The 12,750-nt window shown below is 65.4% G+C and carries 10 protein-coding genes; all 10 read left to right on the forward strand.

What is annotated here, in order from left to right; all coding sequences use genetic code 11:
* Positions 1-247 precede the first annotated feature (247 nt).
* Positions 248-1,078: a helix-turn-helix transcriptional regulator gene (locus HUK65_RS12250; RefSeq protein ID WP_179906558.1), complete on the forward strand. Its 831-nt coding sequence runs from the start codon at positions 248-250 to the stop codon at positions 1,076-1,078.
* A gap of 458 nt (positions 1,079-1,536) precedes the next feature.
* Positions 1,537-2,712, forward strand: coding sequence for a succinate--CoA ligase subunit beta (locus tag HUK65_RS12255; protein WP_179906559.1), 1,176 nt, complete (start codon positions 1,537-1,539; stop codon positions 2,710-2,712).
* On the forward strand, positions 2,712-3,590 hold the full coding sequence (gene sucD / locus HUK65_RS12260; protein WP_179906560.1) for a succinate--CoA ligase subunit alpha: 879 nt from the start codon (positions 2,712-2,714) through the stop codon (positions 3,588-3,590). Before HUK65_RS12255 ends, sucD begins: the two co-directional genes overlap by 1 nt.
* Positions 3,591-3,668: 78 nt before the next feature.
* A complete protein-coding gene (locus HUK65_RS12265; RefSeq protein WP_179906561.1) occupies positions 3,669-4,658 on the forward strand; it encodes an NAD(P)H-quinone oxidoreductase in 990 nt (329 codons plus the stop codon).
* A gap of 416 nt (positions 4,659-5,074) precedes the next feature.
* Positions 5,075-5,860 carry a GntR family transcriptional regulator gene (locus tag HUK65_RS12270; protein WP_179906562.1) on the forward strand — a complete coding sequence of 262 codons (786 nt, stop codon included), beginning with the start codon at positions 5,075-5,077 and terminating at the stop codon, positions 5,858-5,860.
* Between the two features lie 57 nt (positions 5,861-5,917).
* Positions 5,918-7,660, forward strand: a complete 1,743-nt coding sequence (gene oxc, locus HUK65_RS12275; protein ID WP_179906563.1) for an oxalyl-CoA decarboxylase — start codon at positions 5,918-5,920, stop codon at positions 7,658-7,660.
* 60 nt (positions 7,661-7,720) lie between these two features.
* Entirely contained in the window at positions 7,721-8,992 is a 1,272-nt protein-coding gene (frc, locus tag HUK65_RS12280; RefSeq protein WP_179906564.1) for a formyl-CoA transferase, read from the forward strand.
* A gap of 168 nt (positions 8,993-9,160) precedes the next feature.
* Complete coding sequence (locus tag HUK65_RS12285) at positions 9,161-10,075, forward strand: methionyl-tRNA formyltransferase (RefSeq protein WP_179906565.1); 915 nt, start codon at positions 9,161-9,163, stop codon at positions 10,073-10,075.
* Positions 10,076-10,192: 117 nt separating this feature from the next.
* Positions 10,193-11,860, forward strand: coding sequence for a formate--tetrahydrofolate ligase (locus tag HUK65_RS12290; RefSeq protein ID WP_179906566.1), 1,668 nt, complete (start codon positions 10,193-10,195; stop codon positions 11,858-11,860).
* A gap of 203 nt (positions 11,861-12,063) precedes the next feature.
* A partial coding sequence (locus HUK65_RS12295; RefSeq protein WP_179906567.1) for a hypothetical protein occupies positions 12,064-12,750 on the forward strand: 687 nt, incomplete at its 3' end.

The raw sequence follows: 12,750 nt of genomic DNA on the forward strand, positions 1-12,750 counted from the left end.
GGGCGCCCCCTGACACAAGGTTCCGATGGCGGCGTGGCGATCGTTGCGGATGTCCTCGGCGTGGACCCCAGGGCGTCAGCCCGCCCCGCCAAAAGACCAGCGGCGGGAACGTCCCGCAGTGCTGCCCGCCGGGACCGAAGCGCCCAAGGCGCCGTGCGCGCGTCCTTGCGGCATTTCAGACCCGCCCGTGGGGCTTGTCATGCCTTCCGCGGCGGCTAGTTCTTCATGAAAAGCGGGCTGGGTAAAGATGATCGACGCAATCCAGGTGATGGCGCGGGTGCGGGACACGCCGGCGCTTGACCAGCGCATCCGGATCTTCTCGGACTTCCTGAAGGCCGAGTTCCATTATGACGGCTTCACCTATGGTGTGGGTTTCGATTTCTCGTCCATGGAGGCGCTGCTGTCGCGGTTTCTGCTTAAGGATAGCGGGTTGGATGACGAATGGATGCGCCAGTATGTCGAGCACGGCCTGGGCGCGCGGGATCTGTCCGTGCTGCATGTCGCCTTGCGTCAGGGGGTGTTGCTGCAGTCACAGGTGTTTCGCGCGGCCGACGGCGGTGACATCCCCGATCATTTCGCCGAAGTGCCCAACCGGGCGCGCGATTTCCTGAAATCCGGCTTCTTCCTGTCCTTGCGTGCGCGGGGGTTGGTGGGCGGGATGGGGTTGCATTCATCGACCCTGACGCCGGTGGAGCATGACGCCCGCTTTGCCCGGCATGGGCATCTGGTCGTCGAACTGTGCCGCCAGTTCCATGACATCGCCTGCTGGCGCCAGGAGATCATCGCCGCCACCGGCCTGACGGAAACCAACCTGCAGATGCTGTCGCTGCGCGCCCAGGGGCTGCGCGACAAGCAGATCATCGAGATCACCGGCCATGCACATGAAAACTCGGTCGGGCAACACATGGAAAGGGTGCGCGTGAAGCTGGCCGCCAGGAATGATCGTCAGGTCCTCAGCCTTGCCGCCGGGCTGGGTCTGATCGGCGCGCCGGAATTTCCGGACAAGCGCCTGCTGGACCTGGAGCGCACCGCGCAGGATGTGGAGCGCCGCGCGCAATGGCTGTCCCGTATGGCATGAGCGCCACATGTGGAAGGTCACATATTGCCCGGAATGCCCGGGTTTGCATAAGGTTCGAGCCAAGGAGAAGGCGGATCGGTGCCCGCGATCAGGTGCCACCGCGCTCCCGCCGGGCGGTCGAGGCCCGGTTGGCATGAGGTTTCCGGCTGTGCACCGTCCCTGGGGCCCGGCGTAGCGTTTGGCATGTGAATTTTTACCAGGGCTTTTCAGCAGGAGCGGACGCCCGGCCCCCAGGGTCGGGCGTTCATTTTACCGCCGGACTGACCGGTTGCGGTCCATTTGCCCGGCGCGCCCCGCCCGCTTTCCCGCGCTTGCACGCTGTTCCCCGACATGCGGCAGGACGACGGCCCGGGCCATCGCTGCGGTTGACGGTGGCGGTGTCATTGGAGTATGGTATACCAAGTACATGGCGTTTTTCGCCATGGCCGACGCCAGGTGCAGGCAAAGGGGGGGTGAGGGTGTATATACCAGAATATCATGCCAAGGAAATCCTTGCGCAATATGGTGTCACGATCCCCGACGGCGGCGTTGCCCGGACAGTGGCCGAGGCCGAGGATCGCGCCCGTGCGCTCAAGGCCGAACGCTTTGCGGTCAAGGCGCAGATCCTGGCCGGGGGGCGCGGGGCCGCCGGGGGCGTGGTCATGGCGCCCACCCCCAGCGCGGTGGGCGAGGCCGCGGGCCGGCTGCTGGGCTCGCGCCTGGTCACCGCCCAGACCGATGCCGAGGGCGAGGTGGTCGAGCGCATCTATGTCGAGGCCGCCATCGAGACCGCCCACAGCCTGTATCTGGCCTTTGTGATCGACCCGACAGGCGCGCGGCCCATGCTGCTGGGGTCTGCCCGCGGCGGGGTGGAGTTCGAGGCCGAGGCCCAGGCCGATCCATCGATCCTGGAAACCCTGCATCTGGCCCATGACGGGGCCATCGACGAGGCGGCGCTTGGCGGGTTCCTTGAGCGGCTGGGCGTTCCCGAAGCGGCGCGCGCAGCTGTGCATGCCCTGATCGCCGCCACCGTTCGCGCGGCCCTGCGCAATGACGCCCTGTTTGTTGAGATCAACCCCCTGGTCATCACCCCCGCCCATGACGCGGTGGCGGTCGATGCAAAGATGATCCTGGATGACAACGCGCTGTTCCGGCACCCCGAGTTCGAAACCACCGCGCGCGAGGCCGTGCGTGATGATTACGAACGCATCGCCCGCGAGAATGACCTCAATTTCGTGCGGCTGGAGGGCAATATCGGCGTGGTGGTCAATGGGGCGGGGCTGGGACTGGCCACCAATGACATGATCGCCGATGCGGGCGGTCGGCCGGCGAATTTCATGGATATCCGCACCACCGCCACCAGTTTTCAGATCGCCCGCGGGGTGGAGCTGCTGCTGAGCGATCCCGGCATCAAGGTGTTGCTGGTCAATGTGCATGGCGGTGGCATGACCGTCTGCGACACCGTGGCCGAGGCGCTGAACTTTGCCTATTCGCGCAGTGACCGCCGGGTGCCGGTGGTCTTTCGCGCCGCCGGGCAGAACGCGGACTGGGCGCGCTCCATCATGAAGGACCGACGCCTGCCGCATGAAAACGCCACCTCCATGCGCGCCGCTGTGACCCGCGCGGTGGCCATAGCCAGCGGAAAGGGTGCCTGATGGCCATTCTGATCGACTCTGACACCCGCGTGCTTGTCCAGGGCATGACCGGACGGGCGGGCACCTTCTATACCGATCTGGCCATGCGTTACGGGACCGAATGTGTGGCCGGTGTGCGACCGGGCAAGGGCGGCAGCACCCATGTAGGCCTGCCGGTGTTCAACACCGTGGCCGAGGCCCGGTCCGATACCGGCGCCAATGCCAGCCTGATCATGGTCCCGCCCCACCGCGCCGCCGACGCGATGATCGAGGCGATCGAGGCCGGGATCGGCGTCATCGTCTGCGTGACCGAACGTGTGCCGGTGATGGACATGCTGCGGGTGAAGGCCGCGCTGGACGGCTCTGAGAGCGTTCTGGTGGGGCCGAATTCGCAGGGTGTGCTCTCGCCCGGGCTGTGCAAGATCGGGGTCATGGCCACGCGTGACGCCGCCCCCGGGGCGGTGGGGATCGTGTCGCGCTCGGCCTCGCTGACCTCCGAAGTGGTTGCCCAGACCAGCGCGCTGGGGCTGGGGCAGTCCACCACCGTCGGCATCGGCGGCGACCCGGTGCACGGGCTGGGCTTTGCGCAGACGCTTGAGTTGTTCCGCACCGATGACGATACACGCGCCGTGGTCATGATCGGCGAAATCGGCGGGACCGAGGAAGAAGAGGCCGCCGCCTATCTGTCGAAAACCGATTACGGCAAGCCGGTAATTGCGCTGGTGGTGGGGCGGCACGCGCCCGCCGAGCGGCGCATGGGCCATGCCGGGACGCTGGCGATGATGGGCGCGCGCAGTGCCGCGCAAAAGGCGCAGGGTCTGGCGGATGCGGGCGCAATCATCACCGAAGACGCCGACGCCGTGGCCCCCGCCGTGCAAAAGGCGTTGCGGGGCGGCTGACCGCCCCCGGGCTCTGGCCCCCATCGGCGCAAGCTGCCATTCAGGGCGCATCAGTGAACTGTGACAGGAGGCATTGCCATGACCGCCCTTCCCGAAACCATGCGCGTGGTTGAAATGAACGAACCCGGCGGGCCAGAGGTTCTGGTCCCCGGCACCCGCCCGGTGCCGCAGCCCGGCCCGGGCGAGGTTCTGGTCCGCGTGACCGCTGCCGGGGTGAACGGCCCGGATCTGGTGCAGCGGCGCGGGCATTATCCGCCACCCAAGGGGGCATCGGACCTGCTGGGGCTGGAGGTCTCGGGGCAGGTTGTGGCCATGGGCGATGGCGTGACGCGCTGGGCCGAAGGCGACCGGATCACCGCGCTGACCAATGGCGGCGGCTATGCGGAGTATGTGGCCATCGATGCCGAACACTGCCTGCCGCTGCCCGAAGGCCCGGCCGAGGTGGATGCCGCCGGGCTGCCGGAAACCTATTTCACGGTCTGGAGCAACGTGTTCCTGAACCAGACCCTGCCCGAGGGCGGGCGTTTTCTGGTCCATGGCGGCGCGGGGGGGATCGGATCGACCGCCATCCAGCTGGGCACAGCCCTGGGGCTGGAGGTTCTGACCACCGTGGGGTCCGAGGAAGAAGCGCGGTTCTGCACCGAGCTTGGCGCCGCCCGCTGCATCAATTTCCGCGAGGAGGATTTTGTCGAGATCACCCGCGCCGCCGGGGGCGCCGACATCATTCTGGACATCATCGGCGGAGACTATGTGGAGCGCAATATCAAGGCCGCGCGGCATGACGCGCGAATCATCCAGCTGGCCTTCAACGCCGGGTCCAAGGTCTCGCTGAACCTGATGCCGGTGATGTTGAAGCGGCTCAGCTACACCGGATCGACCCTGCGCTCGCGCCCGGAATCCTTCAAGGCCGCGGTGGCGCGGGATCTGGAATCACGGGTCTGGCCGCTCTTTGCCCAGGGCAAGCTGCGCCCGGTGACGCATGCGGTGTTGCCGCTGGAGCAGGCCGCGCAGGCCCATGCGATGATGGAAGCAGCCCAGCACCGGGGCAAGATACTGCTGCAGCCCTGACGGTGGGGCGTGCTTGCCTGCGCAGCGGAGGGCGGGCCGTGGCCGGGGTGATGGAAGCGCATGTTTGCAATGAGTTGGGCGCCGGGTTGGGCTTGGCCCTTGACCCTGCCGAGCGAGCTTTTCCGGACCTGGCGCCCCGGGTCCGAGCCCTGCGTCAGACCCCTTCGCCAAAAGCCGGGTGGGCCGCATTATTCCTGTTGACACGTATATGGTATGCCACATACCATCTCCGCAACGAGCTTGAGGGAACCTGGGCAGATGCGCATTGAGGGACAGCATGGCAGGAAGGCCGCCGCGATCGGCGCGGTACCTCTGCCGGGCGCGGACCCTTCCTTGCCGCGCTGCGGCGTTTCGGATGCTTGCCCGATGCGCTGGCAGTGGCATAATGTCGACCATTGTTCGACATGGGGGTCATGATGTCCAAAGGGGTCCGGCTTGAGCGTGTTGCGGTGAGTTTCACGCTGAAAGATCATATTTACGATGCGCTGCGCGCCGCCATCATGGAGATGGACATCTACGCCGCCGACGCTGACCTGCGTCTGGACGAACGGCGCATCGCCGAGCAACTGGGCGTCTCGCGCACGCCGATTCGTGAGGCCCTGGCCCGGCTGGAGCAGGACGGCTTTGTCGAGATCCAGCCTCGCAAGGGGGTCTTTGTGCGGCGCAAGTCGCTGGACGAGGTGCTGGAGATGGTGGTGGTCTGGGCGGCGCTGGAAAGCATGGCGGCGCGGCTGGCCACCGAACGTGCCACCGATGCCGAATTCCGGGCCCTGCGCAAGTTTGCGCTCAAGGCCTGCGAGGAGGGCGAGGGCGCGCGCCTGGCCGAGTATTCGGACAAGAACATCCAGTTCCATCAGCGCATTCTGGAGCTGTCGAAATGCAATCTTCTGGTGCGCACGGCGAATGACCTGTTCATGCACATGCATGCCGTGCGGCGCCGCGCCATGGGCGAGGGCGACCGCCTGCGGCGTTCGGTGGTGGATCACATGAACATCATCGAAGCGCTGGAGACCCGCGATGCCGATACGGCCTCGCGCTATGTCCGCGAGCATACCGAACGGTTGCATGACCATATCCGCCGCACCTGGCTGAAGCTGGAGCAGCTTGGCCGCAGGGGTGAGCAGGATCCCGGCCCGGGCGACAGCGCTGTGTCGCCGGTGGCGTCCTCGACCGTGGCGCAGGCCGGGAGGACGGGGGACTGACGATTTGTTGGCCGGTGGCCCGTCCGGGCGCCGGTTTCGAAACTGGGAGGAACTGACATGTCGACGCAAACGCTTGAGCGCACCGCCGAGCAGGATGTGGAGCAGGAACTCACCGATGGCTTTCATCTGGTGATCGATGCGCTGCGGCTGAACGGGATCAACACCATCTATGGTGTTCCGGGTATTCCGGTGACCGATCTGGGCCGTCTGGCGCAGGCCCGTGGCATGCGGGTGATTTCATTCCGCCACGAACAGCATGCAGGCTATGCGGCTTCGGTTGCGGGGTATCTGACCCAGACGCCGGGCGTGTGTCTGACGGTTTCGGCGCCGGGGTTCCTGAACGGGCTGACCGCGCTGGCCAATGCGACCACCAACTGCTTCCCCATGATCCTGATTTCCGGGTCGTCCGAGCGTGAGATCGTGGACCTGCAGAAGGGCGACTATGAAGAGATGGACCAGTTGGCCATCGCCAAGCCGCTTTGCAAGGCCGCCTATCGTATCCTGCACGCCGAAGATATCGGCCTGGGTGTGGCCCGCGCGATCCGCGCCGCCGTGACCGGCCGCCCGGGCGGTGTCTATCTGGATGTTCCCGCCAGCCTTCTGGGCCAGGTGATGGAGGCCACCGAAGGCGAAAAATCGCTGATCAAGGTGGTGGACCCCGCCCCGGCGCATCTGCCCTCGAGCGAGGCGCTGGACCGTGCGCTGGACACGCTGAAGGCTGCAAAGAAGCCGTTGATCATCCTGGGCAAGGGTGCTGCCTATTCCCAGGCCGATGCGGACATCCGCGCCTTTGTGGAGAACTCGGGCATCCCCTACCTGCCGATGAGCATGGCCAAGGGCCTGCTGCCTGACGACCATCCGCAATCGGCCGGTGCGGCCCGGTCGATGGCCCTGAAAGAGGCCGATACCGTCATGCTGATCGGTGCGCGGCTGAACTGGCTGCTCTCCCACGGCAAGGGCAAGGCCTGGGGCGAGCCGGGGACCAAGAAATTCGTCCAGATCGACATCGATGCACGAGAAATGGACAGCAATGTGCCGATCCATGCGCCGCTGGTTGGCGACATCGCCTCGACCGTCAAGGCCCTGAACGAGCGCATGGGCGCTGACTGGCCGAAGGCGCCGGGCGAATGGATGGACCAGCTTGCCGCCAAGCGCGATGCGAATGTCGCCAAGATGGCGCCGAAGCTGATGAACAACGCCGTGCCCATGGATTTCCACGGCGCGCTGGGCCAGGTGAAGCGGGTGATCAAGGAAAACCCGGACACGATGTTCGTGAACGAAGGCGCCAACACGCTGGATTTCGCCCGCGCCATCGTCGACATGTACAAGCCGCGCAAGCGGATCGATGTGGGCACCTGGGGTGTCATGGGGATCGGCCTGGGGTCCTGCGTGGCCGCCGCAGTGGAAACCGGCAATCCGGTTCTGGCGGTTGTGGGTGACAGCGCCTTCGGCTTTTCGGGGATGGAGGTGGAAACCGTCTGCCGTTACAACCTGCCGGTCTGCATTGTCGTCTTCAACAACAACGGCATCTACCGCGGCACCGATGTAAACCCGACGGGGGGCGAGGACGTCGCACCCACGGTGTTCGTCAAGGACTCGCGCTATGACCAGATGATGGCGGCATTCGGCGGCGTGGGTGTTCATGCCACCAGCACCGATGAGCTGTATCGTGCCATGGCGGAAGCCATCGCCTCGCGCAAGCCGACGCTGATCAACGCGGTGATCGATGAAACCGCCGGCACCGAAAGCGGCCGCATCGGCAACCTGAACCCGCAAAGCGTGGTCGGCAAGAAGAAATGACTGCGGTGCAACCGGTCGGAGCGTTCCGGCCGGTTTGCCCCTGAATCGATGGAGCTTCCCATGAAGGCACTTGAAGGTGTTAAAATCCTGGACTTCACCCATGTCCAGTCCGGCCCGACCTGCACCCAGCTTCTGGCGTGGTTTGGCGCCGATGTGATCAAGGTGGAACGCCCCGGGGTGGGCGATGCGACCCGCAAGCAGCTGGTGGACAAGCCGGGCGCCGACAGCCTGTATTTCACCATGCTCAACCACAACAAACGCTCGATCGAGCTGAACTCCAAGACCCCTGAGGGCAAGGAGGTTCTGACCAAGCTGATCGAAACCTGCGATGTTCTGGTGGAAAACTTCGCCCCCGGTGCGCTGGACCGGATGGGCTTTGGCTGGGAACGTATCCAGGAGATCAACCCGCGCATCATCATGGCCTCGGTCAAGGGGTTCGGCCCCGGCCGCTATGAGGAATGCAAGGTCTATGAGAACATCGCCCAATGCGCGGGTGGTTCGGCCTCGACCACCGGCTGGCGCGATGATCTCCCGATGGTGACGGGCGCCCAGATCGGCGACTCGGGCACCGGGCTGCATCTGGCGCTGGGGATTGTCACGGCACTGTATCAGCGCACCCACAGCGGGCGTGGGCAGCGCGTGCTGGCGCCCATGCAGGATGGTGTGCTCAACCTCTGCCGGGTGAAGCTGCGCGACCAGCAGCGGCTGGAGTCCGGCCCGCTGGAAGAATATTCGCAGTTCGGCGAGGGCATTCCCTTTGGCGAGGCGGTTCCGCGCGCCGGCAATGACTCGGGCGGTGGCCAGCCGGGGCGGATCCTGAAGTGCAAGGGCTGGGAGGATGATCCCAACGCCTATACCTATTTCATCACCCAGGCCGCCGTCTGGGACAAGGTCTGCGACGTGATCGGCAAGCCCGAGTGGAAGGACGACCCCGACTACACCACGCCCAAGGCCCGGCTGCCGCGCCTGAACCATATCTTCGCCACGATCGAGGAATGGACCATGACCAAGACCAAGTTCGAGGTCATGGACATCTGCAACCCGCTGGATATCCCCGTGGGGCCGATCCTGAGCATGAAGGAAATCGCCGCAGATGAGGATCTGCGCAAGACCGGCACGCTGGTCGAGGTCGATCACCCCGAGCGCGGCAAATACCTGAGCGTCGGCTGCCCGGTGAAGCTGTCGGACAGCCCGGTGGATGTGACGCGCTCGCCGCTGCTGGGCGAGCATACCGCCGAGGTTCTGCGCGATGTGCTGGGCTACGACGGTGAGGCGCTTGCGCGCATCCTGGAATCGGGGGCCGTGGGCAACGCAAAGCTGGCGGCGGAGTGATCTGCCCGGCGCAGGCCGCAGGGTCTGCGCCCCGGGCACCGGGTCGGGCACGGGTCCGATCCACCAGAACCGGGCAGGCGCCAGCGGCGCCTTCCCCTGACACTGCGGCAGGCCACGGCAAATGCCGGCATGGCGCCGCAACAGGATAAAGAAACGGGAGGAGGGGAAATGCGGATAGTTGTGCATGGCCAACAGGCATTCGGCCGCGCAGTGTTGGAGCGTCTGCTGGAACGCGGGGAAAATGTGGTGGCTGTTTGTTGCGCCCCCACCAAGGAAGGCAAGCCCGAGGACCCGCTCGCGGAGCTGGCCCGCGAAAAGGGACTGCCGCTGCACCAGCCCGCCTCGTGGAAGACGCCCGAGGCGCTGGAGCTGATGCAATCCTTCGACGCTGATGTCTGCATCATGGCCTATGTGCTGCTGTTCGTGCCCGAAGCGGTGCGCGATGCACCGCGCTACGGCACCTTCCAGTATCATCCGTCGCTGCTGCCCGAACATCGCGGGCCCAGTTCGATCAACTGGCCCATCGCCATGGGCAAGACACGCACCGGCCTGACCATCTTCTGGCCCGATGACGGCTTGGACGAGGGCCCGATCCTGCTGCAGAAAACCTGCGAGATCGGCCCCGATGAAACTCTGGGCGACGTCTATTTCAAGAAGCTCTTCCCCATGGGGGTGGATGCGATGATCGAATCTCTGGAACTGGTCAAGGCCGGGGTGCTTTTGAAGCATGATCAGCGCCTTGAGGACGGGTCCTACGAAAGCTGGTTCAAGAAGGATCTGGCCCGGATCGACTGGTCGAAACCCGTGGCCGAAGTCTACAACACCATCCGCGCAGCCAACCCCGCACCCGGCGCCTGGACCACGCATGGCGGCGAGGAGATCGCCTTCTTCGACAGTGTCCGCCAGGATGGCGACGGCACCGCGGGCGAGGTCGTCTCGGTCTCGGATGATGGCATGCTGGTGCAGGGCAACGGCGGGCGCATTCTGGTCAAGCGTGTGCGGCCCAAAGGCGCGGGCAAGCAGCCTGCGGCGGAATGGGCGGCGGCGGCAGGCGTCAGCGCGGGCACCGCGCTGGGAAGCTGACCGGCGTTCCCTGTGCGGGAAAGCGGAAGCGCCCGGCCACAGACAACGAACACGCGCCGGGGACAGTTCGGTCCCGGGCGTCAGGTGATGCAGCAAGGACATTAAGGGAGGATGCCCATGTCTGATATCGAGATTGCGCGCGCGGCGAAGAAGAAGCCGATTCAGGAGGTTGGATCGAAGCTTGGGATTTCGTCGGATCATTTGCTGCCCTACGGGCATGACAAGGCGAAGGTTTCGGCGGAGTATATTGCCTCGCTGAAGGATCGCCCGAACGGCAAGCTGATCCTGGTCACGGCGATCAACCCGACGCCCGCGGGCGAGGGCAAGACCACGACCACGGTGGGCCTGGGCGACGGGCTGAACGCCATCGGCAAGACTGCGGCGATCTGCATCCGCGAGGCCTCGCTGGGTCCCTGCTTCGGGATGAAGGGCGGGGCTGCGGGCGGCGGCTATGCGCAGGTGGTGCCGATGGAGGACATGAACCTCCATTTCACCGGCGATTTCCACGCCATCACCAGCGCGCACAACCTTCTGGCGGCGATGCTGGACAACCACATCTACTGGGGCAACGAGCTGGAGATCGACATCCGGCGCATCGCCTTCCGCCGGGTGATGGACATGAACGACCGGGCCCTGCGCCAGATCGTGTGCAACCTGGGCGGCGTGGCCAACGGCTTCCCGCGCGAGGCGGGCTTCGACATCACGGTGGCCTCCGAGGTCATGGCGATCCTGTGCCTGGCCGTTGACATGACGGATCTGGAGCGGCGCCTGGGCGACATCATCGTCGGCTACCGGCGCGACCGTTCGCCGGTGTTTGCGCGCGACATCAAGGCCGATGGCGCGATGGCGGTGCTGCTGAAGGACGCGATGCAGCCCAATCTGGTGCAGACGCTGGAAAACAACCCCGCCTTTGTCCATGGCGGTCCGTTCGCGAACATCGCGCATGGCTGCAACTCGGTCGTGGCCACGCAGACGGCGCTGAAGCTGGCCGATTATGTGGTGACCGAAGCGGGCTTCGGCGCCGATCTGGGCGCCGAGAAGTTCTTTGACATCAAGTGCCGCAAGGCCGGTCTGGAACCGGCGGCGGCGGTGATCGTGGCCACGGTGCGCGCCATGAAGATGAACGGTGGCGTGGCCAAGGGCGATCTGGGCGACGAGAATGTCGACGCCGTGAAGAAGGGCTGCGCCAACCTGGGCCGCCATATCGAGAACGTGAAATCCTTTGGCGTGCCGGTGATTGTGGCGATCAACCATTTCGTCACCGACACCGATGCCGAGGTGGCCGCCCTGCAGGACTACGTGCAGGGTCTGGGCACCGAGGCGGTGCTGTGCAAGCACTGGGCCAATGGCTCGGCCGGGATCACCGAACTGGCCGAGAAGGTGGCGGCCCTCGCCGATGGCGGCAGCGCCGATTTCAAGCCGCTCTACCCCGATGACATGGGCCTGTTCGCCAAGATCGAGACCATCGCCAAGAAGATCTACCGCGCGTCCGAGGTGATCGCCGACAAGAAGGTGCGCGATCAGCTGAAGGAGTGGGAGGCCCAGGGCTATGGCAACCTGCCGGTGTGCATGGCCAAGACGCAGTACAGCTTCACCACCGACCCCAACCGCCGCGGCGCCCCCGAAGGCCACACCCTGCCCATCCGCGAGGTCCGCCTCTCGGCCGGTGCAGGCTTCGTCGTGGTCGTCTGCGGCGAGATCATGACCATGCCCGGACTGCCAAGGCAGCCCTCCGCCGAGGTCATCCGCATCAACGACGAAGGCCTCATCGAAGGCCTGTTCTGATCGCGGGGTCGGCCAGAGGTCCGGCTTCGGACTTGTAAGTGCTTGCGATCACGGTAATGATCCTGCGCAAGCTCCGCGCGCATTGAAACGTTCTGTCGCCTGGCGCGCGGCAAGAGACAGGCAGGCCCCGGATGGAGGAGATGGGGCCTGCCCGAGACGAGCAGCGCCGGGATCGTCCGGCGCGCGAGGGAGGAGTAGACGGAATGTCGATCAAAAGCATACTTGCGGCCTATTCGGGTGATGCGGCGGGTTCGAGCGGTCTGGGCCTGGCGATGTTCCTGGCGCGTGCCCATGAGGCGCATCTGACCGGGGTTGTGTGGCGCGGACCATCGCCGGTCGAAAGCCGCTTCCACAATTTCATGACGCGCGACGTGCTGGACATGCTCAAGCGCCGGGAGGCTGAGGTCGCCACGGAAATCCGGGACGGTTTCAAAGCGCGGATCGCCGCTGACGGGAACGGGCTGCAGACCAGTTTCATCGATCTTGAAAACAGCGCGGAATTCAGCCTGTCCAAATGTGCGCAGACCTACGATCTCGTGGTGATGGGCAAACGTGCGGCTGCGGTCGGGCGTGAGCATATGGCGGCCCGTCCGGACGTCGTGGCGCTGCGGTCCGGGCGGCCGGTTATCCTGGTTCCGCATGACTATCAGGCCCGCTCGCTGGGCAAGAAGGCCGTCTTTGCCTGGGATGGCAAACGCGCCGCGGCCCGCGCTTTCGGCGATGCGATTCCGCTTCTGGCTCCAGGGGCCGAGATCACGGTTCTGAGCATCGGAGAGGCACCTTCCAACGGCGTGGGCGACGATATGGTCGGCCTTCTTCGTCGTCATGGTATGTCTGCGCATTCTGTTGTTCGGAGTTCTGGTGTTGGTGGTGTTTCCGGGGCCTTGATG

The sequence above is a fragment of the Rhabdonatronobacter sediminivivens genome (assembly GCF_013415485.1).
GTDB classification, from domain to species: Bacteria; Pseudomonadota; Alphaproteobacteria; order Rhodobacterales; family Rhodobacteraceae; genus Rhabdonatronobacter; species Rhabdonatronobacter sediminivivens.

What these genes read in the sequence shown, in the direction of transcription:
- HUK65_RS12250 (WP_179906558.1), top strand. Translation starts at nt 248, where the DNA reads ATGATCGACGCAATCCAGGTGATGGCGCGGGTGCGGGACACGCCGGCG.
- sucD (WP_179906560.1), top strand. Translation starts at nt 2,712, where the DNA reads ATGGCCATTCTGATCGACTCTGACACCCGCGTGCTTGTCCAGGGCATG.
- HUK65_RS12265 (WP_179906561.1), top strand. Translation starts at nt 3,669, where the DNA reads ATGACCGCCCTTCCCGAAACCATGCGCGTGGTTGAAATGAACGAACCC.
- HUK65_RS12270 (WP_179906562.1), top strand. Translation starts at nt 5,075, where the DNA reads ATGTCCAAAGGGGTCCGGCTTGAGCGTGTTGCGGTGAGTTTCACGCTG.
- oxc (WP_179906563.1), top strand. Translation starts at nt 5,918, where the DNA reads ATGTCGACGCAAACGCTTGAGCGCACCGCCGAGCAGGATGTGGAGCAG.
- frc (WP_179906564.1), top strand. Translation starts at nt 7,721, where the DNA reads ATGAAGGCACTTGAAGGTGTTAAAATCCTGGACTTCACCCATGTCCAG.
- HUK65_RS12285 (WP_179906565.1), top strand. Translation starts at nt 9,161, where the DNA reads ATGCGGATAGTTGTGCATGGCCAACAGGCATTCGGCCGCGCAGTGTTG.
- HUK65_RS12290 (WP_179906566.1), top strand. Translation starts at nt 10,193, where the DNA reads ATGTCTGATATCGAGATTGCGCGCGCGGCGAAGAAGAAGCCGATTCAG.